21 protein-coding genes and 2 pseudogenes are annotated in these 23,697 nt (G+C 74.1%); 11 read left to right on the plus strand and 12 right to left on the minus strand.

The annotated features are described in order from the left end of the window. From ACFVQG_RS00890 to ACFVQG_RS00905, 4 genes are all read right to left on the minus strand, one after another. Complete coding sequence (locus ACFVQG_RS00890) at nt 1-546, minus strand: PadR family transcriptional regulator (RefSeq protein WP_383375289.1); 546 nt, start codon at nt 544-546, stop codon at nt 1-3. A 32-nt stretch (nt 547-578) separates the two neighbouring features. Further along, nucleotides 579-2,594 (minus strand): FAD-dependent oxidoreductase, encoded by a 2,016-nt coding sequence (locus ACFVQG_RS00895; RefSeq protein ID WP_383375291.1) that lies wholly within the window; start codon nt 2,592-2,594, stop codon nt 579-581. A 99-nt stretch (nt 2,595-2,693) separates the two neighbouring features. Further along, complete coding sequence (locus ACFVQG_RS00900; RefSeq protein ID WP_383375293.1) at nt 2,694-3,089, minus strand: hypothetical protein; 396 nt, start codon at nt 3,087-3,089, stop codon at nt 2,694-2,696. Nucleotides 3,090-3,227: 138 nt separating this feature from the next. Beyond that, nucleotides 3,228-4,091 (minus strand): hypothetical protein, encoded by an 864-nt coding sequence (locus ACFVQG_RS00905; RefSeq protein ID WP_383375295.1) that lies wholly within the window; start codon nt 4,089-4,091, stop codon nt 3,228-3,230. Nucleotides 4,092-4,376: 285 nt separating this feature from the next. Here ACFVQG_RS00905 and ACFVQG_RS00910 point away from each other — a divergent pair, with 285 nt between their 5' ends. Further along, entirely contained in the window at nt 4,377-6,479 is a 2,103-nt protein-coding gene (locus ACFVQG_RS00910) for a SpoIIE family protein phosphatase (protein ID WP_383375297.1), read from the plus strand. On the opposite strand, the gene ACFVQG_RS00915 is transcribed toward ACFVQG_RS00910, so the two are convergent. Beyond that, the gene (locus ACFVQG_RS00915) at nt 6,446-7,267 is read right to left on the minus strand and encodes a putative protein N(5)-glutamine methyltransferase (RefSeq protein ID WP_383375299.1); all 822 of its coding nucleotides are present in this window, start codon (nt 7,265-7,267) and stop codon (nt 6,446-6,448) included. The two genes, ACFVQG_RS00910 and ACFVQG_RS00915, sit on opposite strands and share 34 nt — an antisense overlap. 233 nt (nt 7,268-7,500) lie before the next feature. On the opposite strand from ACFVQG_RS00915, the gene ACFVQG_RS00920 reads away from it, so the two are divergent. The 7 genes from ACFVQG_RS00920 to ACFVQG_RS00950 all read left to right on the plus strand — a co-directional run bounded on the left by ACFVQG_RS00920 (nt 7,501) and on the right by ACFVQG_RS00950 (nt 13,217). After that, complete coding sequence (locus tag ACFVQG_RS00920) at nt 7,501-8,106, plus strand: sulfite oxidase-like oxidoreductase (protein WP_383375301.1); 606 nt, start codon at nt 7,501-7,503, stop codon at nt 8,104-8,106. Then, complete coding sequence (locus ACFVQG_RS00925) at nt 8,093-8,857, plus strand: ferredoxin reductase (protein WP_383375304.1); 765 nt, start codon at nt 8,093-8,095, stop codon at nt 8,855-8,857. The genes ACFVQG_RS00920 and ACFVQG_RS00925 overlap by 14 nt, the downstream gene beginning before the upstream one ends. Nucleotides 8,858-8,959: 102 nt before the next feature. Continuing rightward, entirely contained in the window at nt 8,960-9,547 is a 588-nt protein-coding gene (locus tag ACFVQG_RS00930; RefSeq protein WP_383375306.1) for a hypothetical protein, read from the plus strand. Between the two features lie 139 nt (nt 9,548-9,686). Then, nucleotides 9,687-9,977, plus strand: coding sequence for a DUF6010 family protein (locus tag ACFVQG_RS00935; protein ID WP_383375308.1), 291 nt, complete (start codon nt 9,687-9,689; stop codon nt 9,975-9,977). Between the two features lie 71 nt (nt 9,978-10,048). Next, nucleotides 10,049-11,017 carry an acetylxylan esterase gene (locus tag ACFVQG_RS00940; protein ID WP_383375310.1) on the plus strand — a complete coding sequence of 323 codons (969 nt, stop codon included), beginning with the start codon at nt 10,049-10,051 and terminating at the stop codon, nt 11,015-11,017. Nucleotides 11,018-11,127: 110 nt separating this feature from the next. Continuing rightward, complete coding sequence (locus tag ACFVQG_RS00945; protein ID WP_383375312.1) at nt 11,128-12,312, plus strand: serine hydrolase domain-containing protein; 1,185 nt, start codon at nt 11,128-11,130, stop codon at nt 12,310-12,312. Nucleotides 12,313-12,461: 149 nt separating this feature from the next. Continuing rightward, nucleotides 12,462-13,217 carry a GntR family transcriptional regulator gene (locus ACFVQG_RS00950; RefSeq protein WP_383375314.1) on the plus strand — a complete coding sequence of 252 codons (756 nt, stop codon included), beginning with the start codon at nt 12,462-12,464 and terminating at the stop codon, nt 13,215-13,217. Here the strand turns inward: ACFVQG_RS00950 and ACFVQG_RS00955 are convergent. Both ACFVQG_RS00955 and ACFVQG_RS00960 read right to left on the minus strand, forming a co-directional pair. Then, nucleotides 13,195-13,947: a class I SAM-dependent methyltransferase gene (locus ACFVQG_RS00955; protein WP_383375316.1), complete on the minus strand. Its 753-nt coding sequence runs from the start codon at nt 13,945-13,947 to the stop codon at nt 13,195-13,197. The genes ACFVQG_RS00950 and ACFVQG_RS00955 overlap by 23 nt on opposite strands. 30 nt (nt 13,948-13,977) lie before the next feature. After that, entirely contained in the window at nt 13,978-14,511 is a 534-nt protein-coding gene (locus tag ACFVQG_RS00960; RefSeq protein WP_383375318.1) for a GNAT family N-acetyltransferase, read from the minus strand. Nucleotides 14,512-14,693: 182 nt separating this feature from the next. Between ACFVQG_RS00960 and ACFVQG_RS00965 the strand changes: the two genes are divergently transcribed. From ACFVQG_RS00965 to ACFVQG_RS00975, 3 genes and pseudogenes are all read left to right on the plus strand, one after another. Then, nucleotides 14,694-15,533 (plus strand): class I SAM-dependent methyltransferase, encoded by an 840-nt coding sequence (locus ACFVQG_RS00965; protein ID WP_383375320.1) that lies wholly within the window; start codon nt 14,694-14,696, stop codon nt 15,531-15,533. A gap of 315 nt (nt 15,534-15,848) precedes the next feature. Then, on the plus strand, nt 15,849-16,991 hold the full coding sequence (rho, locus tag ACFVQG_RS00970; protein WP_383375322.1) for a transcription termination factor Rho: 1,143 nt from the start codon (nt 15,849-15,851) through the stop codon (nt 16,989-16,991). A gap of 105 nt (nt 16,992-17,096) precedes the next feature. Next, nucleotides 17,097-17,978, plus strand: a pseudogene (locus tag ACFVQG_RS00975) (D-alanyl-D-alanine carboxypeptidase family protein); the annotation flags it as partial. Nucleotides 17,979-18,013: 35 nt separating this feature from the next. On the opposite strand, the gene ACFVQG_RS00980 reads toward ACFVQG_RS00975, so the two are convergent. The 5 genes and pseudogenes from ACFVQG_RS00980 to ACFVQG_RS01000 form a co-directional block, all read right to left on the minus strand. Then, entirely contained in the window at nt 18,014-19,387 is a 1,374-nt protein-coding gene (locus tag ACFVQG_RS00980) for a glycosyltransferase 87 family protein (protein ID WP_383376484.1), read from the minus strand. Nucleotides 19,388-19,395: 8 nt separating this feature from the next. Continuing rightward, nucleotides 19,396-20,883 (minus strand): annotated as a pseudogene (gene mptB, locus ACFVQG_RS00985) (polyprenol phosphomannose-dependent alpha 1,6 mannosyltransferase MptB); the annotation flags it as partial. Nucleotides 20,884-20,905: 22 nt separating this feature from the next. Beyond that, nucleotides 20,906-21,847 (minus strand): glutaminase, encoded by a 942-nt coding sequence (locus tag ACFVQG_RS00990; RefSeq protein WP_383375324.1) that lies wholly within the window; start codon nt 21,845-21,847, stop codon nt 20,906-20,908. A 42-nt stretch (nt 21,848-21,889) separates the two neighbouring features. Continuing rightward, the gene (locus ACFVQG_RS00995) at nt 21,890-22,909 is read right to left on the minus strand and encodes an asparaginase (protein ID WP_383375326.1); all 1,020 of its coding nucleotides are present in this window, start codon (nt 22,907-22,909) and stop codon (nt 21,890-21,892) included. A 25-nt stretch (nt 22,910-22,934) separates the two neighbouring features. Next, nucleotides 22,935-23,642, minus strand: coding sequence for a FadR/GntR family transcriptional regulator (locus tag ACFVQG_RS01000; protein WP_383375328.1), 708 nt, complete (start codon nt 23,640-23,642; stop codon nt 22,935-22,937). Nucleotides 23,643-23,697: the final 55 nt, after the last annotated feature.

Consider the following 23,697-nt stretch of genomic DNA (forward strand, 5'->3'; position numbering starts at 1 on the left):
TCAGCGGCCCGGCGGCACCTCGGCGAACTCGTCGAGGGCGTGGGTGAGCCAGCTCGTCCAGAAGGTCTCCAGGTCGATGCCCGCGCGCAGCACCAGGTGCCGCAGCCGGTCCTCGGGGCTGTCCCGGCCGGGCGGGAAGTCGCGGCGCTCGATCTCCTCGTACTCGGCCAACTGCTGCTGGTGCAGGTCGAGATGGCGGCGCAGATCGGCCTCGATGCCCGCCGTGCCGACGACGGCCGCCGCCCGCAGCCGCAGCAGCAGGGCGTCGCGCTGCGGCTTGGGGTCCTGGGAGGCGGCGGTCCAGCGGGCCAGTTCGGCGCGGCCCGCGGGCAGGACCTCGTAGTTCTTCTTCTGGCCACGGGCGGGCTGTTCGGCGGGCAGGGCCCGGATCAGCCCGTCGGTCTCCAGCTTTCCCAGCTCGCGATAGATCTGCTGGTGCGTCGCCGACCAGAAGTAGCCGATCGACCGGTCGAAGCGGCGGGTCAGCTCCAGCCCCGACGACGGCTTCTCGAGCAGGGCGGTGAGGATCGCGTGCGGGAGTGACATGGGCTCATCCTAGGGACGCCCCGGTACGCCCCTCACAGCGCCGCCGCCAGCTCCGTGCCCTGCTTGACGGCCCGCTTGGCGTCCAGTTCGGCGGCCACGTCGGCGCCGCCGATGAGGTGCGCGGAGCGTCCGGCGGCGAGCAGTTCCTCGTACAGGTCGCGGCGCGGTTCCTGTCCGGTGCACAGCACGACGGTGTCGACCTCGAGGACCGTGCTCTCCTCGCCGACGGTAATGTGCAGCCCGGCGTCGTCGATACGGTCGTAGCGCACGCCCGGGACCATGGTGACGCCGCGGTGCTTGAGTTCGGCGCGGTGGATCCAGCCGGTGGTCTTGCCGAGGCCCGCGCCGACCTTGCTGGTCTTGCGCTGCAGGAGGTGGACGGTGCGCGGCGGGGCGGGGCGCTCGGGGGCGGCGAGGCCGCCGGGTGCCGTGTAGTCCATGTCGACGCCCCAGTGCCGGAAGTACGTCGCCGGGTCCTCGTGCGCCTTGTCGCCGCCGTCGGTGAGGTACTCGGCGACGTCGAAGCCGATGCCGCCCGCGCCGAGGACGGCGACGCGTTCGCCCACGGGGGCGCCGTCGCGCAGGACGTCGAGGTAGCCGAGGACGCTGGGGTGGTCGACGCCGGGGATGTCGGGGGTGCGCGGGGTGACGCCGGTGGCGACCACCACCTCGTCGTAGCCGGTGAGGTCGGCGGTGGTGACCCAGGTGTTCAGGCGTACGGCCACACCCTCCTCGGCGAGGCGGTGGCGGAAGTAGCGCAGCGTCTCGTCGAACTCCTGCTTGCCGGGGACCTTGCGGGCGACGTTGAGCTGGCCGCCGATCTCGGGCGCGGCGTCGAAGAGGGTCACCTCGTGGCCGCGTTCGGCGGCGCTCACGGCGCACGCCAGCCCGGCCGGGCCCGCGCCGACGACGGCGACCGTCCTGCGGCGCCGGGTCGGGGCGAGCACCAGCTCGGTCTCGTGGCAGGCGCGCGGGTTGACCAGGCAGGAGGTGATCTGCCCGCTGAAGGTGTGGTCGAGGCAGGCCTGGTTGCAGCCGATGCAGGTGTTGATGGCCTCGGGGCGCCCGGCGGCGGCCTTGGCGACGAAGTCGGGGTCGGCGAGCATCGGGCGGGCCATCGAGACCATGTCCGCGCAGCCGTCCGCCAGCAACTCCTCGGCGAGTTCGGGGGTGTTGATGCGGTTGGTGGTCACCAGCGGCACCGACACCTCGCCCATCAGCCGCTTGGTGACCCAGGTGTAGGCGCCGCGCGGCACGGAGGTGGCGATGGTGGGGATACGGGCCTCGTGCCAGCCGATGCCGGTGTTGATGATCGTCGCCCCGGCCGCCTCGACGGCCTTGGCGAGGGTGATCACCTCGTCGAGCGTCGAGCCGCCCGGGACCAGGTCCAGCATCGACAGGCGGTAGACGACGATGAAGTCCTCGCCGACCGCCTCGCGCACCCGGCGGACGATCTCGACGGGGAAGCGCGTCCGGTTCTCGTACGAGCCGCCCCAGCGGTCGGTGCGGTGGTTGGTCCGCGCGGCGGTGAACTCGTTGATGAGGTAGCCCTCGGAGCCCATGATCTCCACACCGTCGTACCCGGCCCGGCGGGCCAGCCGGGCGGCGCGGACGTAGTCGTCGATGGTCCGCTCGATGTCGGCGTCCGTGAGTTCGCGGGGCGCGAAGGGGCTGATCGGTGCCTGGAGGGGACTCGGGGCGACCAGGTCGCGGTGGTAGGCGTACCGCCCGAAGTGCAGGATCTGCAGGGCTATCCGGCCGCCCGCGGCGTGCACGGCGTCGGTGACGGTGCGGTGCTGGTCGGCCTCCGCCTCGGTGGTGAGCTTGGCGCCGCCCTCGTAGGGGCGCCCCTCGTCGTTGGGCGCGATGCCGCCGGTGACGATCAGGCCCACTCCGCCGCGCGCCCGGGCGGCGTAGAACTCCGCCATCCGCTCAAAGCCGCGCTCGGCCTCCTCCAGGCCCACGTGCATGGAGCCCATGAGCACGCGGTTGGGAAGGGTGGTGAAGCCCAGGTCGAGCGGGCTCAGCAGATGCGGGTAACGGCTCATGGGGCCCCTCCGTGCGCGGTGTCGTACCTCCGTAGTTGTAGAGGACCGCGCACGGTTTATGCAACTAGTTGCATAACATGAGCCCCGTCACGCCGGGGATCAGCGGCTCTCCAGCCGCACGTGCAGTTCGCGCTCCTGGTCTCCCGAGGCCGTGCTGAGGTCGTGCACCCGGAACAGGTCGTCGAGGGTGGTGCGGAAGCGGTCGATGGCCCAGTAGCCACCGTGCGCGTCGGCCTCCACGGAGGCCTGCAGCCGGGCGGGGCGGGCGCCCTCGTGCGGGTCGGAGACGTCGAACGTGCCCAGCCACACGGTGGGCCGGGTCTCGGACCACTCACGGGGGACGTCGTCGCCGCACCGGTCCGAGGAGAAGCAGGCGCACAGGGTGTCGAACACGATCCGGGCGTCTTCCTTGCTGCATCCGCTGATCTCGACCGAGACGGACTCGGGGTGCCGTGGTCGCCCGCCGCCTGTGTCACGCGTACCCATCATGTCCATCGTGAACGCTCCTCTCGTGCCGTGCCGCGGTACCGCGCGGGTTCCCGGCGGCACCGTGCGCACTCCCCGCCGTGCCGCATGCGTCGTGTGCCGCACTCTTAGAAAACCACCACATACCGGGATGTACAGCTCCGCGTGTCAGCCGCGCGAGAACCGGTACGTCTTGCTGTCGGTCAGCAGACAGAAGCCCGGCGACAGGACGATCACCCGCAGGGTGCCGGTACGGCGGTCGTAGTCGACGCCCTCCGTCTCGAAGCCGCCGGAGCAGCCGCTGCGCAGCGGGAGCTGCCGCAGGGCGGTGACGCGTCCGGTGACGTCGGTGGTGCCGGGCGCGGCGGACAGGTCGATCTGGAGCAGCGGCTTGGTGATGCCGAAGAGGTCGCCCGCCGGGTCGTCGGAGGAGCACAGCAGGGTGGTGGGGCCGGAGAAGTCGCAGCCCTGGACGTCGCGCACGGGACGGTCGAGGCGGACGGAGGAGACCTGCGGCAGGTCGGCGGCGGGTGAGGTGGCGGGGTTGACGCCGGGGGTGGGGAAGACCTGGAGCCGGTTCATGGTGCCCCACTCCCCCGCCAGCATCCACTGACCCGCGGGCGCGATGGCGACCCAGGAGTTGTTCAGGGCCTCGCCGGAGCCGAGCGTGTGCACGTACTCCGACCAGCCGCCGCCGGGCGCCTGCACCCGGAACATCTTGGTGGTGCCGGAGTCGCGCTGGTAGGGCTCGACATAGTGGCCGTCGTAGGAGGCGTCGGGGTCGCCCACGTGGTTCCAGCCCCGGGTGAGCACGCCGAACGGGATGGTGCCGACGGCGGTGTAGCGGTTGGGGCTCCCGGCCGGGACCTCGACGGAGGTCAGGCCCTGGCTCTCGGTGAGCGGATCGGCGCGGTCGGAGCCGACCTCGGTCCAGGTGTCGGCGGCCGAGGCGGGCGGGGCGGTGGCCAGGACGGCGACGACGGCGGCGGCCAGGGCGACGAGGCCGGTCAGTTTCCGGGCGCGCAGGGGCATGGCGGGTCGGCTCCTCGGTGGGGGGTGGGGAGGCGGTCGGCGGACAGTCTGGCCCGACTCGATAGTCATGTACAGACCAATCGGCGAACGCGAGCGGTCCGTACGGTGACGCCCCGGCACCCCCGACGCCGCGCACCGGCCACATCTCCCGGCGGACACGGCCGTGTTGAGGGATGGTGGAAGTGGGCGGAAGTGACTAAGAGAGTTCGTTGAGCGCGATACAACTGGCAGAAAACGACACGGCGGACGGCGTACCGTGGCGAACGGACGAGGGCGGTGCATGGCATGGGTTCAGCCGGTCCACCAGTGACCGAGGGCGACGGGACGGTCCGTGGTCCCGCGCGGCCCAGCGGGCTGCTCGACGTGCTCGGAATGGCTTCGGTGGTACTGGACGCCAAGGGCCGCATCGTGCTGTGGAGCCCGCAGGCCGAGGAACTCTTCGGCTACACCGCGCCGGAGGCGCTCGGCCGCTACGCCGCCCGGCTGATGGTCCACGAACAGCACCTGGATCTGGTCGCCAAGCTGTTCGCCGACGTGATGTCCACCGGCCAGGGCTGGGCCGGGGCCTTCCCGATCCGGCACAAGGACGGCTCCACCCGGCTGGTGGAGTTCCGCAACATGCGGCTGCTGGACGACCGGGGCGAGGTCTACGCCCTGGGCCTCGCCGCCGACCAGGAGACCGTGCAGCGGCTGGAGCGGGACGTGGCGCTGTCCACCCGGATGGTGTCGCAGTCGCCGATCGGGCTGGCCGTGCTCGACACCAAGCTGCGGTACGTGTCGGTCAACCCGGCGCTGGAGCGCATCAACGGCATCCCCGCCGAGCGGCACATCGGGCGCCGCGTCCACGAAGTGCTGCCGATGCTGGACGTGGGCCCGCTGGAGGAGGCGGTCCGCGAGGTGCTGGACACCGGCCGCCCCCTCGTCGACCAGCCGGTCGCCGGACGCACCCCGGCCGACCCCGACCGGGACCACGCCTGGACGGTCTCGCTGTACCGGCTGGAGGACGCCTACGGCACCGTGCTGGGCGTGGCGGCGTCGGTGGAGGACGTCACCGAGCAGTACCGGGCGGGCATCGAGGCGGAGGCGGCGCGGCGGCGGCTCGCCCTCATCGCCGACGCCTCGGCCCGTATCGGCACCGCCCTGGACCTGGACCGCACCGCGGACGAGCTGGCCGACGTCGCCGTGCCGGAGCTGGCGGACGTGGCCGCCGTGGATCTGCTGGAGGCGGTGGTGGCGGGCCGCCGCAGCAGCCTCGGCCCGGCCCAACCGGCGGTGATCCGCGCCCTGGCGGTCCGCGCCGACCAGGCCCCCGACGCGCTGCGGGCGGCCGACCCGCCCGGGCAGGTCGCCCGGTACGGCCCCGACCGGCTGGTCACCGAGTGCGTGCGCACCGGGCAGCCGGTGCTGGTGACGCAGGTGAAGGACGAGGACCTGCCGCGCATCGCCCGCTCACCGGAGGCCGCGGTGCTGCTCGGCCGGGCGGGCGTGCACTCGTATCTGGCCGTCCCGCTGATCGCGCGCGGCGAGGTGCTCGGCGCCCTCGACCTCAAGCGCACCCGCAATCCGCTGCCGTTCAGCCGCGACGATCTGCTGCTCGCCCGGGAGCTGGCGGCGCGCGCGGCCGTGCAGATCGACAACGCCCGCTGGTACCAGAACGCCCGCGACACCGCCCTCACCCTCCAGCGCAGCCTGCTGCCCAGCCATCCGCCGGTCACCGGCGGCCTGGAGGTCGCCTCGCGCTACCAGCCCGCCGGGGCCACCACCGAGGTCGGCGGCGACTGGTTCGACGTCATTCCGCTGGACGGCGGCAAGACCGCGCTGGTCGTCGGCGATGTGATGGGCAGCGGCATCAGCGCCGCCGCGACGATGGGGCGGCTGCGCACCGCCACCAACACCCTCGCCTCCCTCGACCTCGACCCGGCCCGGCTCCTGGAGCACCTCGACCGGATCACCGCCGGGCTCGACCACTCCATCGCCACCTGCCTGTACGCCGTCCACGACCCGGCGCTGGGCCAGTGCCGGATCGCCAACGCCGGGCATCTGCCGCCCGCCCTGACCCGCCCCGGACACGACCCCGAACTCCTCGACCTGCCCACCGGCGCACCCCTCGGCGTCGGCGGCGTCGCCTTCTCCACCACGGTGTTCGACTTCGCCCCCGGCGACCAGCTCGCCCTCTACACGGACGGCCTGGTGGAGACCCGCCGCCACTCCCTCGACGAGCGCCTGGCCACCCTCCTCGGCCTCCTCACCGACCCCACCCAGGCGCTGGAGGACATCTGCGACCTCCTCCTGGACACACTGCACCACCCTGACAACCACGACGACGTGGCGGTCCTCATCGCCCGAGCACGGCCCTACGGGCAAGCCCTGCGGGAGGCCCACGGCTGACCACCACGCCCGTCCAGCGTGCCGATCACCACATGCGCGCTCCACTCCTCGGAGACCGCCACCTGGGCCTTCAGCCCCGCCCCACCGAAGATCCCGACGGCCTCCGGGGCCTGGCGCCCGCTCGTCTCGACCAGGACGCAGCCGCCGGGCGCGAGCCACCGCACCGCGCCCGAGGCGACCCGGCGCAGTACGTCGAGACCGTCCGCGCCGCCGTCCAGGGCCGTCAGCGGCTCGTGGTCGCGGGCCTCGGCGGGCAGTCGGGCGACCTCGCCGGTGGGGACGTAGGGCACGTTCGCCGCGAGCAGGTCGACACGGCCACGCAGCTCGCCCGGGAGGGCGTCGAACAGGTCGCCCTGGTGGACCTGGCCGCCGTACCCGGCGATGTTGGTCCGGGCGCAGCGCACGGCGGCCGGGTCGATGTCGGCGGCGTGCAGTTCCACCCGGCCGAGGGCGTCGGCGAGCGCGGCGCCCAGCGCGCCGGAGCCGCAGCACAGGTCGACGACGACGGACGCGCCCGGGGCTCGCGCGAGGGCCTGCTCGATCAGGAACTCGGTGCGCCGCCGGGGCACGAACACGCCGGGCTCGACGGTCACGCGCAGACCGCGGAACTCCGCCCAGCCCAGGACGTGTTCGAGCGGCAGGCCACGGGCGCGGCGGTCCACCAGGACCGCCAGTTCGTCCGGGGTGCGGGCGGCGGCGAGGAGCAGTTCCGCCTCGTCCTCGGCGAAGACACAGCCCGCGGCACGCAGCGCGGCGGCGACGGAGGAACGGCAGGGAGCAGAAGGCATGAGAGCCGGAGACCTTTCGGAAGCCGAAGGGCGCTCTCGGATCCGGCTACCGCCGGGGAAGAGGTGAGAGGGCCCGAGCCGATGCAGCGTTGATGGGTCTCACCTCCAAGGGCCGTGGCCGGGTCCGTCCTCGGCCGGGCGTCACTGTACCCCACCGGTTTCGCGGGACGGCCCGCTGGCCACGTACGGTTGAAGCCGCACGTACCGACGACTTCGAAGGCACCACCACCCGCATGAACGTCACCCGAGGCTTCACCGGGCGCCCGCGCGTCCCCAACCCCGGACTCCCGCCCGGACAGTACGACGCGGGCGACGACTGGCCCGTCCTGTCCGCCGAGGTCACCCCCGAGCTGACGCCCGAGGAGTGGACCTTCCGGATCGACGGACTGGCCGGGGCACCCCGCACCTGGGACTGGGCGCAGGCCCACGCGCTGCCCGGGTCGGTGTACGAGGGTGACATCCACTGCGTGACGAGCTGGTCCAAGTTCGGCGTGCGCTTCGGGGGTGTGTCGCTGGACGCCTTCCTGGCCGAGGCGCGCCCGCTGCCGTCCGCCACCCACGCGGTCGCCTGGTCGCACACCGGCTACACCACCAACCTCCCGCTCGCCGACCTGACGGGCGGGCGCGCGTGGATCGTCTGGGAGTACGACGGTCGGCCGCTGGCGCCGGAGCACGGCGGCCCGGCGCGGCTGCTGGTGCCGCACCTGTACTTCTGGAAGAGCGCCAAGTGGATCGCGGGGCTGCGCCTGCTCGACCACGACGAGCCGGGTTTCTGGGAGCGCAACGGCTACCACGACCGCGGCAACCCCTGGGAGGAGCAGCGCTATGCGGGCGACTGAGGCCGCCTTCACCCCGCCCGCCCGGTTCGCGGTGCCCGGCCGTATCGAGGTGACCGCCCCCGCCGCGGCCCGCTGGCAGACGGCGACGCTCACCGAGATCCGCCGTGAGACGGCCCGGGTCGCCACCTTCCGGTTCGCGGTACCCGAGTGGCCGGGGCATGTGCCCGGCCAGCACCTGATGCTGCGGCTGACCGCCGAGGACGGCTACACCGCCCAGCGGCACTATTCGATCGCCTCCGCCGACGACGGCTCCGGGCACATCGAGCTGACCCTGGACCATGTCGAGGGCGGTGAGGTCTCCGGCTGGTTCCACACGGAGGCCCGGCCCGGGGACCGGGTCCAGGTGCGCGGCCCGGTGAGCGGCTTCTTCGCCTGGCCCGGCGACCGGCCCGCGCTGCTCCTCGGCGGCGGGTCCGGCGTCGTACCGCTGATGTCGATGGTGCGGCACCACCGCGCGCGCGGGCTGTCGGTGCCGCTGCGGCTGCTGGTGTCGGCGCGCGGCCCCGAGGAGCTGATCTACGCGGCCGAGTACGGCGCGGAGACGACGCCCGTGTTCACCCGCAGCGCCCCGGCGGGCGTGCCCGTGGGCCGCCTTTCCGCCGCCCATCTGGCACCGCCGCTGGCCGAGCGGCCGGAGGGCGGCTGGGAGGCGTACGTCTGTGGCTCCGACGGGTTCGCCGAGCACGCCTCGCGGCTGCTCGTCGCGGCGGGGCAGCCGGTGCACCGGATCAGGATCGAGCGCTTCGGCTGACTCCGCCCCCCTTCCCGGGCCGCCGCCGTGAACGATGTCCGCCACATGGGGTACGCGGCCTCGGTGAGGAGATCCACGCGTACACACCGCGCGGAGGCGGACATGCGCACCCGGGTGCGCGGCTGGCGCTGGCGGCGCAATCCGCTGCGCCGCCGGTCGGACGTCGTCGAGGCGTGGACCGTGCTGGTGATCGCCGTACTGCTGCTGGTGGGCGCGCCGCTGGCCGGGGTGACGGCGGCCCGGTGGGCGCATGACGAGGCGCGGTCCGCGGCGGCGGCGCTGCGCGCCGAGCGGCGGCAGGTGCAGGCCGAGGTGGTCGGCCGGGCCAGCAGCACGCTGCCGACCTCGCAGGGCGGCCAGGAGAGCACCTTCCGGGCGACCGTGCGCTGGGCTGAGCGGCCCGGCGCCGAGCCGCACACCACCACGGCACGGGTTTCTGGCGGCACGCGCGCGGGTGACACGGTTCCCGTCTGGATCGACTCCCGCGGCCGTACCGTGCCCCCGCCGCCGGACGGCACCGCGGTGCGGGAGCACGCTCTCGCCGTGGGGGTGTGCGCCGCCGGGGGCGCCGCCGCCTTCGTCCTGCTCGGGCGTGCGGCGGTGCGCCGGGTGACCACGCGGCGGCGGCTGGCGGAGTGGGAGCGGGAGTGGGCGCGCACGGAACCGGAGTGGACCCGCCGCTGGGCGTGAGCGGTTGGCGGTGCGGTGGCCACAACCCGTTGGAAGGTGTCGTCAATGCCACTGGGGCGTGCGGGGCGTCCGGCCTAGCGTGGTGATCACTTCCGGCGCGCGCGGCCGACTTCCGTCACCTCCAGGAAAAAACACTTCCATGCAGTACTCCATGCCGGTCGTCGTCGGCGTCGTCTACGTCCTGTTGATGTCCCTCGTCCGCGAGCCGCACCGGCGGCCCCTCAACGCCCTCCTGATCGGCGGCGCGGGCGGCACCTACCTGAGCGCCGACGGTCTCGGCGCCTGGGAGCTGGTCTTCAGCGCGCTCATGGTCTACGTCGCCTACCGGGGGCTGCGGTCCTGGGCGTGGATCCGCACCCGCACCCGCACCCGCACCGGCACCGGCACCGGCACCGGCACCGGGCATAATGACAGCGCTTTCTACCCCTGACCCTGGCGGTCGGTGAGTGCGGCCACGTACGGTGTGATCACCTACCGGCACCAGCACAAAGGTGGTCATACATGGCCCTGTTCGACCTGCCGATCGACGAACTCCGCGACTACCGGAGCGACTCCACCGAGCCCGACGATTTCGACGCCTTCTGGGCCAAATCCCTGGCTGAGGCGCGCGAGTTCGAGCTGGACGCCCGGTTCGAGCCGGTCGACACGGGGCTGTCCACCGTCCAGGTGTACGACGTGACGTTCGCCGGGTTCGGCGGCCACCCGGTGAAGGGCTGGCTGACCCTGCCCGCCGGTGCCGGGGAACCGCTTCCCCTGCTGGTGGAGTACGTCGGCTACGGCGGCGGGCGCGGGCTGCCGCACGAGCATCTGCTGTGGGCGTCCTCGGGCCGGGCGCACTTCGTGATGGACACCCGCGGCCAGGGCAGCGCCTGGGGCGCGGGCGGCGACACCCCCGACCCGGTGGGCGGCGGGCCCGCCTACCCCGGGTTCATGACCCGGGGGATCGACGCGCCGGAGAACTACTACTACCGGCGGGTGTTCACGGACGCCGTGCGCGCGGTGGAGGCGGCCCGCTCCCATCCGCTGACGGACGCGTCCCGGACCGCGGTGATGGGCGCCAGCCAGGGCGGCGGCATCACCATCGCGGTCGCCGGTCTGGTCCCGGACCTGGTCGCCGCCGCCCCGGACGTGCCGTTCCTGTGCGACTTCCCGCGCGCGACGACACTCACCGACCGCAACCCGTACCGCGAGATCGCCCTCTACCTCAAGACGCACCGGGGCCGCGCCGACGAGGTCCGGCGCACCCTGTCCTACTTCGACGGCGTGCACTTCGCCGCCCGCGCCCGCGTCCCCGCCCTCTTCTCGGCGGCCCTGGAGGACCAGACCTGCCCGCCCTCCACCGTGTACGCGGCGTTCAACGCCTGGGCGCACGAGGACCGGTCGGTCGAGGTGTACGAGTTCAACGACCACGAGGGCGGCGGCCCGTTCCACGACGCGGCGAAGCTGCGCTGGCTGGGCTCGCACCTCTGAGCGGACGTCCCCCGCGACCACCCCTTCCCTCCAGTCCGACCAGTCGGTACGTTCATGGCGCCCGGGCCGGGGTGCCGCGGCCCGGGCTTCCGCCGACCCTGGAGGGGCCCATGCCCGAGTCCGCGCCCGAAGCCGCCCACAAGTCCGCGCACACGGCCGTGCACGGCCACTGCGACCCCCGCTTCGCGGCCGTGCGCACGGCGTTCGAGGAGAACTTCCGGGACCGGGGCGAGCTGGGCGCCGCCGTCGCCGTCACGGTCGGCGGGGAGACCGTGGTGGACCTGTGGGGCGGCTGGGCGGACGCGGCGGGCACCCGGCCGTGGGCGCGGGACACGCTGGTCAACGTGTGGTCGACGACCAAGGGCCCGGTGGCGCTGTGCGCGCACGTCCTCGCCGACCGGGGCCTGCTGGACTTCGACGCCCCGGTGGCCGCGTATTGGCCGGAGTTCGCCGCGGCGGGCAAGGAGAAGGTGCTCGTCCGGCATCTGCTGTCGCACCGGGCGGGCCTCGCGGGGCTGCGGGAGCCGCACTCCCTCGCCCAGTTGTGCGACTGGGAGACGACGACCGCCCGGCTCGCGGCGTCGGAGCCCTGGTGGGAGCCGGGCACCCGGTCCGGCTATCACGCGCTGACCTACGGCCATCTCGTCGGGGAGGTCGTCCGCCGGGTCTCCGGGCTGCTGCCCGGCGCCTTCCTGGAGCGGGAGGTGACCGGCCCCCTCAGCATCGACTTCACCGTGGGGCTGCCCGAGCGCGAGTGGGCTCGCGCGGCCGAGCTGGTGCACGCGGCGCCCGGCCAACGGGCGGTGGCTCCGGCGCAGTTGCCGCCGGTCGTGCTGGCCGCGATCGCCAATCCGCCGGTGGGCGCGGCCGAGGCCGTCACCCCCGGGTGGCGGTCCGCCGAGATACCGGCGGCGAACGGACACGGCACCGCGCGGGCCGTGGCGGCGCTGTACGGCGTCTTCGCCGGGCGGGGGTCGTACCGCGGCCACCGGATCCTGTCCCCGGAGGCGGCCGAGCGGGTGCGCGAGGGACAGGGCGCCTGCCGCGACCTGGTGCTGGGAGCGGGACTCGACGCCGAGACGGAGATCGGTCTCGGCCTGTGGCTGAGCGGGCCGCGCGGCAGCTACGGACCCAACCCGCGGGCGTTCGGCCATGACGGCTTCGGTGGTTCCTGCGGCCTCGCGGACCCCGAGGCGGGGCTGTCGCTGGGCTACGCGATGAACCGCATGGGCCCGCACATCGCCGACGACCCGCGGAAGATGGCGCTGGTGGAGGCCGTGTACAGCGCCCTGTGACGGCCCGGGGCCGTATACGACGCCGTGCCGCGCCGTCCGTTTCCGGCCGAACCACCGGAAAACCCTTCCCTGGTGGTTTAGACCAATGCTAGATGTGGTGGCGCAATGAGCCCGCACGGCTACGGCACGTCACCAACAGGAGGCGCGGCATGGCCCGCACCACCCCGCACGACCACCCTCTCGACGAGGAACCTCCCCTGGACCGGCCCCTGTACCGCAGGGTCGCGTCACGGCTGCTCGGCGAGCTGCGCGACGGCGGTGTCCCGCCCGGCGAGCGGCTGCCGGGCGAGCGCCGACTGGCCGAGCACTTCGGCGTCAGCCGGGAGACCGTACGACAGGCGCTGGAGCTGCTGCGCCGGGACGGCCTGGTCGCCACCGACCGGCGCGGCAGCCACACCACGCTGCCCGGACCGCCCGCCCGGCACCTGTCCCCGCTCACCTTCCCGGTGGGCGCCCGCACCGCCGACCCGGCCGCCGTCGACCGGGCGACCGTCACCTGGGAGGCACCCCCGGCCCAGCACGCCGCCGCGCTGGGGCTCGCCCCGCACCGGCCGACGCTGATGCACCGCTACGAGTCCTTCGGGGCCGACGGCACGGGGCTGCGCACCGCCGTGACGTCCTTCTCGGCGGTGGCGCTGGCCGAGGTCGACGAGCTGGGCCGCTACCGCGACCGCGCCGACGGCACCGCGGCGGCGCAGCTGGGACGCGCCTACGACTGGATGCGCCGGGCGGGCCTGACCCTGCACCACCGCGACACCATCACCCGGTGCGCGGACCGGCCCTCGGTCTCGGTGACCCGGCTGGTGCACGACCAGTACGCCCGTCCCCTGGAGATCACCGAACTGGTCGTGGACGCCGGGCGCGACACGCTGGTCTACGAGTTCACGCAGCCCGCGGCGGGCTGATCCCGGGGAGCCTGCGGGCGGCGACCAGCCGGACCCGTGGGCTCCCGTCGCGGCGCCGCCCGAACTCGCGCAGCTCGTGCAGCCCGGTGCGGAAACCGGCGGCCTCAAGCTCCCGCAGCATGTCCCCGAAGCGGACGGCCCGGTAGTACATGACGAACGGTGGCCGCCACACGGCGTTGCGCACCCGCATCGCCGCGTCGAAGCCCAGCAGCATCCAGTTCACGGGCGACCAGAAGGGGGGCGGTGAGACCACCGGGAAGGCGAAGGTGCCGCCCGGCCGCAGCACGGAGTGGACCTGGGCGAACAGCCTGGGCAGCTCGCGTGGCAGGAAGTGCCCGAACGCGCCGAAGCTGACCACCAGGTCGAAGGCGGGCCCGAACGGCAGCGTCCGCGCGTCCGCGCGCACCCAGGAGACCGCCGGACCGGCGGTGGACGGCGCGTGCCGCCGGGCCACGTCGAGCATGCCCGCGCTGAAGTCGACGCCGACGACCCGCTCCCGGCACACCGGCGTGAGCACCCGCAGCCCGGCGCCCGTCCCACAGCACAGGTCGAGCCCGGTACCGAAGGGACCAAGCCGCCCGAGGGCCGCCGTGGTGGCCTCCAGCACGGAGTCCGGCGTCCGGAAGGGGGTGTGGTCGAACTTCGGCGCGAGCAGGTCGTAGCCGCGCTCGACGGACGACAGCGCCTGGACGGCGAGTTCGCGAAGACGGGGACCCTCGGGGCTGAACATCGCCGTCACCCTACGTCATGCCGACCCGGTTTACGGGGCAAGGTCGGCGGGGCGCACGCGGTAGACCTGAAGGCGCAGGTCGTAGTACTTGGCGGTCTCGCCGACCCACTGCATGCCGAGCCGTTTCGCGGTGGCGATGGCGCGCTGGTTGGCGGGCCGGGCGACGGCGAACAGTTCGTCGGTGTCCTGGGTGAACGCCCACTCGGTCAGCGCGCGGGCGCCCTCGACGGCGTAGCCCTGGCCCCAGGCGCTCGGGGCGAGCTGCCAGCTCAGTTCGAGGTCGTCCTCGAAGGGCGGCAGCAGCCGGATGCCGAGCCCGCCGACCACCGCGCCGTCCGCCCGCCGCTCGATCGCCCAGCGGCCCCGGGGCGGCGTCAGGTTCGGCTGGCACTCCCCCCAGGCCTGGAGCACCGCGCGCATGGCGGCGGCGTCCTGGACCCGTTCCATCGCCGGGGTGAGCCAGTGCGCCACGTCCGGGGAGCCGTAGATCTCCAGGGCGGCCTCGGCGTCGTCGACGCTCCAGTCGCGGATCAGGAGCCGGTCGGTGGTCAAGGGCATGTCCATGCCGCGTCTCTCCTGCGTGGGGCGAGGGGTTCCTACGGTGTCGTACCGTGCCCCGCCCCGGTACGACGGCCGATGAGGTCGAGGGGACCGGGCTGCGTGCAGTCGGTGTCCGGTTGGTGCAACACCGGCCGGATCCGATCTCTTCCGGGCGGGGCCGGGCGCGGGTGCGCTTGGATGTGCCCATGAGCAGCGACCCGACCGGCGACGAGACCGACCGGCTGATGCGGGCCAACCAGGCGAACTGGGACGCCCGCACCCCCGTCCACCTGGCCAGCCGCTTCTACGGGCTCGACGACGGCCCGGATCCGTCCCGGTGGTTCGCTCCCTGGGAGTGGGAGGACATGGGCGATCCGGCCGGGCGTGACGTGCTCCACCTGCAGTGCCATCTGGGCACGGAGACCATCGCCTTCGCCCAGCGCGGCGCGCGCGCCGTCGGCCTGGACTTCTCGGCGGCCTCCGTGTCCGCCGCCGCGGACATCGCCGAGCGGGCGGGCGTCGCGGTCGACTACATACGGGCCAATGTCTACGACGCCGTGGAGGCGCTCGGCGGACGGCGCTTCGACGTCGTCTACACCGGCAAGGGCGCCCTGTGCTACCTGCCCGACCTGGACCGCTGGGCCGACGTGGTCGCCCGGCTGCTGCGGCCCGGGGGCCTGCTGTACCTCGTCGAGTTCCATCCGCTGCTGAACTCGCTGGGCCCCAAGCCCGCCCCCGGCGAGGGTCCCGAGCTGCTGCTGCGCCACGACTACCTCGGCGGCGCAGGACCGGTGCACCGGGACGGGACCCACACCTACACCGACGGCCCGGGCGTCCGGGGCGCCACCGACAGCTACGAGTGGATGCACGGAATAGGAGAGGTCCTCGGCGCGTTGACGGGGGCGGGACTGACCGTGCGCCGACTGCGGGAGAGCGACGAGCTGCCGTGGCCGCGCTGGCCGCGGATGGTGCCTACGACGTCCGGCTGGTGGCGGCTTCCGGAGCCGCGGATTCCGCTGCTGTACGGGCTCCTTGCCGAACGCTGAGCGGGATTTCATCCGACTCGCTCCGGCCCTGCGTGGTACCGTTCCCTCAGCACTTGTCTGGCGCCCCGTTTCGGCGCCGGTGCCGTTCCACCTCTTCCGTTCAGCCACAGCGCCGCCGTCCGGTCGGCCAGGCGCACCGGCTTCCCCCGCACCACCTCGCTCCACGGGCATTTGTGCCCTCGGCGTGCATGACGCCGTACCCGAGGTGCTGTTCCCGCCGCCCGGAGGCGCGCCCGCAGGGCCCTCCGTTCGATCGCGGCTTCCCCTTCCCTTCCGCACACCTCCTGTCTTCCGTCCGTGAAAGGACCGGCCACCATGACCACCACAGTCCAACCCCCTGTCGGGCACCAGCAGTCCACCCGGATCGTCACCGGCGTCCTCGACGTCGACGCGGGCGGGAAGGGCGGCCGACTGCGGCCCGAGGACCTGCACCCTTCGGCCAACGACCCGCAGGTCCCCCCCACGCTGATCCGCCGTCACGCGCTGCGCAAGGGCGACCTCGTCGAGGCCGTCCGCGGCGACCGCGGCGAGCTGACCGGCATCGCCCGCGTGAACGGCCGCACCCCGGACACGCCGGGCGGCAGGCGCCACTTCCACGACCTCACCCCGCTGCACCCGCGCGACCGGCTGCGTCTGGAGCACCCGGCCTCCGGGCTCGCCGGGCGCGTCACCGACCTGATCGCCCCCGTCGGCAAGGGCCAGCGCGGGCTGATCGTCGCACCGCCCAAGACCGGCAAGACCGTGCTGCTCCAGCAGCTCGCGGCGGCCGTCAGCGGCAACCATCCCGACGCCCGTCTGATGGTGGTGCTGCTCGACGAACGCCCCGAGGAAGTCACCGAGATGCGGCGCTCGGTGCGCGGCGAGCTGTACGCCTCGACCTTCGACCGGACGCCGAAGCAGCACATCGCGCTCGCCGACCTGGTCATCGAGCGGGCCAAGCGGCTCGTCGAGGCCGGTGAGGACGTGGTGATCCTGCTCGACTCCCTCACCCGGCTGTGCCGCGCCCACAACAACGCCGCCTCCTCCGGGGGCCGCACCCTCAGCGGTGGTGTCGACGCCGCCGCGCTCCAGGGGCCCAAGCGGTGGTTCGGTGCCGCCCGGCTGGCCGAGGAGGGCGGTTCGCTGACCATCCTCGCCACCGCCCTGGTCGAAACCGGCTCCCGCGCCGACGAGTTCTTCTTCGAGGAGCTGAAGGGCACCGGCAACATGGAGCTGCGCCTGAGCCGTGAACTCGCCACCCGCCGGGTGTTCCCGGCCGTCGACATCGCCGCCTCGGGCACCCGCCGCGAGGAACTCCTGCTCTCCCCCGCCGAGTCCACCGCCGTACGCGGTCTGCGCCGCGCCCTGGCGCCCCGGGACGGGGAGGGCCACCTGGAGACCCTGCTGAAGCGCATGCGCGAGACGCCGGACAACGCCACGTTCCTGCGGCGCGTCCAGCCGACGCTGCCCACGGGCTGAACCACCGGCCCACGCCGGACAGGGCGGCCATCCGGGTGCTCACGGCGGGTGTCCGGCGCGGGCAGCGCGGCGCGGGACGGGGCGCATTCCTACGTTGCTCGTATGATGATCACATTCCCTTCCCGGGCGGTCGCGGCGGCCTGCGCCCTCTGCGCGGCGGGCGTGCTGGGGCTCGCGCCGAACACGGCGGGCACCCAGGACGGCGCCGCTTCCGGTACGCCGGGAGGTCCCGGTGCGGTGACACCGCCGCCGGATCCGCTGTCCCGGTCCGGCACCCAGGTCCTGGCCCCGGCCGGAGTGCGTGCCGTGCCCTCGGTCTCGGCGCTGTCCTGGGTGGTGGCCGACGCCGGGAGCGGCGCGGTGCTCGCGGGGCACGACGCCCACCGGAAGCTGCCGCCCGCCAGCACCCTGAAGACCCTGTTCGCGCTCACCGTGCTGCCGGTGCTGCCCGGCGGCATCCGGCACACGGTGCGCCCTAGGGACCTGAAGGGCATCGGGGCGGGCAGCAGTCTGGTCGGGGTCGCGGCGGGGCGCACCTACCGGGTCGCCGACCTGTGGCGCGGGGTCTTCCTCAGCTCCGGCAACGACGCCGTGCACGTGCTGGCCGAGATGACCGGCGGCTGGCGGGGCACGGCCGCGCGGATGCAGGCCAGGGCCCGGGTGCTGGGGGCGCGCGACACGCGCGTGCTGTCGCCCGACGGGTATGACGCGCCGGGCCAGGTGTCATCGGCGTACGACCTGGCGGTGTTCGGGCTGGCGGGGCTGCGCAACGCCGACTTCGCGCGGTACTGCGCCACCGTGACGGCCGACTTCCCGGGCCGCGACGGACGGCCGTACGGCATCCGGAACACCAACCGGCTGCTGACCGGGGCCGACGGTGTGGCCCGCTACCCGGGGCTGATCGGCGTCAAGAACGGCTACACCAGCAAGGCGGGCCACACCCTGGTCGCCGCGGCGCGGCGCGGTGGCCGCACGCTGGTCGTCACCGTGATGAACCCGCAGTCGGGCGGCCCGCACGCCGTCTACGAGGAGGCCCGCGCGCTGCTCGACTGGGGGTTCGACGCCGCCGGGCGGGTGGCGCCGGTGGGCTCGCTGACGGTGGCGCCCCGGGCCACCGCGCTGCCCGGCCCGGAAGCGGTGCCCGCGGCCGTGGCGGCTGTCGACCCGCCCGACCCGGATGCCGGGCCCGGTTGGCGGGAGACGGCCGCGATCGTGGGCGCGGCGACGGCGGGCGGCCTGGCCATGGCACTGGCACTGCGGCTCAAGGAGCGGCGGTCCGGGTACGCCTGACGCACCGGCAGCGACAGCAGCAGGCCCAGGGTGATCCAGGTGTACGCGTTGGCGCCGAGGAACCCGTCGATGCCGGAGGCGTCGTCGAACCACAGCCACACCACGCTCGTGCACAGCACGGCGTACAGCGCGCCCGCCACGCGCGCGTGCCCGGTGCGCAGCAGCACCGCGAACGACGGCAGCAGCCACACGAGATGGTGCACCCAGGTGATCGGGCTGACGAGACAGGCCGTCAGCCCGGTCAGCGCGAACGCCGCCTGCCAGTCACCGGCCGCCACCGCCCGGCGGGCCCGCCACACCCACACGCACAGCACCCCGAGGACGGCCAGCGCCCACAGCGCGCGGCTCGGCTCGCCCTGCGCGAGCCTGGCGAGAACGCCCTGCACCGACTGGTTCGAGACATAGTCCAGGCGGCCGATCCGGGAGGTGTCCCACAGGGCGTGTGTCCAGTAGAAGCGCGACGCCCCGGGCGCGACCACCACCGCCAGCGCGGTCGCCGCGACGGCGACTCCCGTCGCGGTCGCCGCCGCCCGCCACCTGCGGCCGAGCAGCAGCAGGGCGACAAAGATCACGGGCGTGAGCTTGATGGCCGCCGCGAGGCCGATCCCGACGCCCGCCCAGCGGGTCCGTCCGGTGGCCAGCAGCCGGGCATCGGTCAGGACGAGGGCCAGGAGCAGCAGGTTGACCTGGCCGAAGCTGAAGGTGTCGCGCAGCGGTTCGTACAGCGCGAGCAGACCGGCGCCCAGGGCACAGCCGTACCAGCCGTAGCGCCGCCACGCGCCGTCGGTGAGCACGTGCAGCGCCACGGCGAGGGCGGCCAGGTTGAGCAGCAGGGTGAGCGCGATGGCGGTGTGCAGGCCGACGAAGACCATGGGCGACATGGCGACGGCGGCGAACGGCGGGTAGGTGAAGCCGTACGCCGTGCCCGGCACCTGGTAGTCGTAGAGGTGTCCGCCCCGGTGCAGCCAGTGGTCGACGCTGCCGTGGTAGACGCGCAGGTCGAACCAGTCCCGCAGCAGCGGCACGGTCGCGGTGAACGCGGTCACCGCGACGGCGAGGGCGAGGACGAGGAGCAGTCGGCCGCGGTCGGTGCGCGGCGGTCTGATGGCGGCGGTCATGCCGTACCGCCCAGCGCCGAGGTCGGCCGGGCCGCCTGATGGGCCTGCCAGAGGACCACCACCGCGAGCACTCCGCCGGAGACCGCGAGGACGAGCTGACCGAGGTCGGCCGGGCCACCGCTGGGCAGCGAGGCCAGCGCGAGGACGCCCGGGACGGCCGCCAGCCGGTGGCGCAGCGAGGAACTGGGCGCGGCGGCGGCGATGAGGAACAGGCCCCATATCGCGTACCAGGGACGGATCGCCGGGCCGAAGGCGGCCACCGCGGCCAGGCTCAGGCCGAGCGCGTAGACCGGGCGGGGCCGCAGCCGCCACCAGATGGCGACGATCAGCGCGGCGGTCAGGGCGAGGCCGAGGGCGTGCCAGGCCGGGACGGCGAGCGGTGCCAGGTCGCTGCCGAGACGTTCCAGCAGGGCGCGGGTGGCGCGGCCGAGGAGGCTGGTGAGGGCCCAGTTGTGCGGGGAGACGGGGGTGTCGAGGGCGGCGATCCAGCCGTAGCCGGTGCCCGCGGCGGCCGTCGCGGCGACCGTGGTGACGGCGGCGGCGCCCCCGGTCGACAGCACCGCCCGCGCCGGACGGCGGCCCGCGCGCAGTTGCAGCACGACCACCGCCGCCAGCCCCAGCGCGGCGGGCGCCTTCACCAGCGCGGCGAGCGTGACCAGTACGGCGCCCAGGACCGGCCACCGGCCCAGCGCCGCCACCAGCCCCACCCCGAGCAGGCCCAGCATCAGCGCGTCGTTGTGCGCACCGGCGACCAGGTGCAGCAGCACCAGCGGGTTCAGGGCGCCCAGCCAGAGCGCGGCGGCCGGGTCGGCGCCGCTGTGCCGGGCGAGGCGGGGCAGCGCGGCGGCCATCAGCGCCACGCCGAGCAGCGCGAGCAGCCGCATGCCCAGCAGCCCGGCGGGGAGTTCGCCCTGGGTCAGCGCGGACAGCGCGGCGGCGACGGCGAGGAAGACCGGGCCGTACGGGGCCGCCGTGTGCTGCCACAGCGGGGCGACCTCGTCGGCGAGGGGGCCGCCGAGGTGGGAGGGGCCGTAGGTGTAGACGTCGAGCCGGGCGTCCACCATGGCGCCCTGCGCGAGATAGCTGTAGACGTCCCGGCTGAACAGCGGTGGCGCGAGCAGCAGCGGGGCCGCCCACAGGGCGAGGACCAGCAGCAGGGCGCGCGGGGAGGGCGGGTGGGGGCCGCGCAGCAGACGGCCGAGGAGCACCCAGGCCGCGATCAGCAGGACGACGCCGAAGTACGAGCCGACCAGGCCCAGGGCGGCACCGGCGGAGGACGGTGCCAGCAGTTGCCGTACGGGCAGGGCTCCGGCGGTCTCACCGCCCGCCGCGAGAAAGGCGGTACCGGCCAGGCCGAGGACCTGGCAGCGGCGGAGATCGACGGGGAAAGCCATGGCCAACACTCCGTCAGCGTGGCGACGACGGGTGGCCGGAAAGCGACGGCGGGGTCTCCGGGCGGGAGCGGGCTCGTGTCGGGTGTGTGATCGCCGGGATGGCCGGGGGAGGTCAGAAGACCGACAGCCCCGTCAGCGTGGTGAAACGGTCCAGCGCGGCCACCCCCGCCACCGAGTTGCCGCGCTCGTCCAGGCCGGGGCTCCACACGCACAGGGTGCAGCGGCCCGGCACCACGGCGATGATGCCGCCGCCGACGCCGCTCTTGCCGGGCAGTCCGACGCGATAGGCGAAGTCCCCGGCCGCGTCGTAGGTGCCGCAGGTCAGCATGACGGCGTTGACCTGCTTGGCCTGGCTGCGGGTGAGCAGCCGGGAGCCGTCGGCGCGGATGCCGTGCCGGGCGAGGAAGGCGGTGGCCAGGGCGAGGTCGGCGCAGGACGCCCTGAGGGAGCACTGGCGGAAGTACTGGTCGAGGAGGAGCGGGACCGGGTTGTCGATGTTGCCGTAGGACGCCATGAAGTGGGCGAGGGCGGCGTTCCGGTCGCCGTGCGCGGTCTCCGAGGCGGCGATCTCGTGGTCGAAGTCCAGGTCGGGGTTGCCGCTCTCGGTCCGCAGGAAGTCCCGCAGGGTGCCCGCCGCGTCGCCGGTACGGGTGTGCAGCCGGTCGGTGACGACGAGGGCGCCCGCGTTGATGAACGGGTTGCGCGGGATGCCGTTCTCGTACTCCAGCTGCACCAGGGAGTTGAAGGGGTTGCCGGAGGGCTCGCGGCCCACGTGCTCCCAGAGTTCGTCGCCCTCCCGCGCGAGGTCGAGGGCGAGCGTGAACACCTTGGTGACCGACTGCGCCGAGAACGGCTCCCGCCAGTCCCCGACGCCGTACACCGTGCCGTCCAGCTCGGCGACGGCCATCCCGAAGCGCCGGGGGTCACAGGCCGCCAGCGCCGGGATGTAGTCGGCGGGACGGCCGCGGCCGGGGGTGTGCTCGATCTCCTCGGCGATGCGGGTGAGGACGGGTTCGAAGGTCTGGGAGGTACGGGGCACGGCCATGATCGCCATTGTCACCCGGGTGCGTGCGGGCACGCGCGCGTGGGCCGACCGTCAGGCCGACGCCGCGAGCCGCGCCGCGTCGAGAGCCGGTACCGCGCGGACGTGGCCCACCGGCTCACCGCCGCCGAGTACCGCGCCGCCCGTGAAGGGGGTGAGGAGGGCGGGGTCGACCCCGGCGAGGGTGAGGGCCGCGGCGGTGACCGGGACGCGGGCCCGGGTGGCGCCGTCGGCGATCTTGACGGCGACGGCGCGGCCGTCGGGCAGGGCGGCGACCTGGACGCCCTCGTAGCCGTCCTTGGCGAGCAGCCCCGGCACGGCCCGCATCAGCGCGGCCACGTCGCGGCCGGAGCCGGAGGCCATCTCGGCGTGCTCGCGCATCGCGTCGGCGACCCGTGCCTGAGGGGTGCCCGGCGCGGCGGTGGTGATCCGGGCGGCGGCGCGGGCGAGTCCGGCCAGGGAGACGGCGAACAGCGGGGCGCCGCAGCCGTCGACGGTGACATGGGCGATGCGCTGCCCGGTCAGGTCCTCGACGGTCTCCGCGATGGCCCGCTGGAGGGGGTGGCCGGGGTCGAGGTAGTCGTCGAGGGACCAGCCGTTGAGCCGGGCGGTGCAGAGCATGGCGGTGTGCTTGCCGGAGCAGTTCTGCGCGAGCCGGGACGGGGTGCGGCCCGCGCGGATCCAGCTGTCGCGGACCACCGGGTCCAGCGGCAGGTCGGGCACGTTGCGCAGGTCGTCCTCGGTGACCCCGGCGAGTTCGAGGATGCGGCGGGCGCCCGCGAGATGGCGGTCCTCGCCGGAGTGGCTGGCCGCGGCGAGCGAGAGCAGGGCGCCGTCCAGCGGCAGTCCGGCGCGGACCATGGCGACGGCCTGCACCGGCTTGAGCGCCGAGCGCGGGTAGCAGGCGGCCTCGATGTCGCCGAGCTGGAACTCCACCCGGCCGTCGGCGCCGAGGACGACGACGGAGCCGTGGTGGACGCCCTCGACGACGCCGCCGCGTATCAGGTGGGCGACGGGGGCGTGGCGGGGTGCGCGGACGGGGGGTGCCGCGGCGAGGGAGCTGCTGTGCGTCACTGTCTCTTCGGTCCTGACTGCTCGTTCAGTCCTTGCGCGTGGCGCGCACGATGTCGGTGAGGGTGTTCTCGACGCGGTCGATGTGGTGGGCCATGGCCTCGCGCGCGTCCTGTTCGCTGCCGTCGACCAGCGCCTCCACGATGGCCCGGTGCTCGCGGTTGGACTGCTCGCGACGGCCGCCGAGTTCGTTGAGGAACGCCGACTGGCGGGCCAGCGCGTCCCGGATCTCCTCGATGACCCGGCGGAAGACGGGGTTCTGGGCCGCCTCGGCCACGGCGAGGTGGAAGAGGGTGTCCATCGCGACCCAGGCGGTGGTGTCCGTCTCCCGCTCCATGCGGTCCAGCAGGTGGGTCAGATGGTCCAGGTTCTCCGGCGTACGGCGCCTCGCGGCGTACCCCGCGACGGGGATCTCCACATGGCGGCGCACCTCCAGCAGGTCGCTGGCCGCGTAGTCCCCGAAGGTGGGGTCCTCGACCGCGCTGGCCACCACGAAGGTGCCCTTGCCGGTCCTGGACACGGTCAGCCCCATGGTCTGCAGCGCGCGCAGGGCCTCGCGCAGCACCGGCCGGGAGACCTCCAGGGTGCGGCACAGCTCCGCCTCGGAGGGCAGCTTGTCCCCGATCGCGTACTCGCCGCGCTCGATGGCGTCGCGCAGGTGCGTGAGCACCGCCTCCATGGCGCTGACGCGGCGCGGCGGTACCGGACCAGCTGTCTGGCTGTCTGACAGGTTCACGGAGTGATGGTGCGGTCGAGGTCGGCCCGGTGTCAAGGCCGGGCCCTGGCGTCCC

Origin of the sequence: Streptomyces sp. NPDC057877 (genome assembly GCF_042796855.1) — a bacterium.
Taxonomy (GTDB): domain Bacteria; phylum Actinomycetota; class Actinomycetes; order Streptomycetales; family Streptomycetaceae; genus Streptomyces.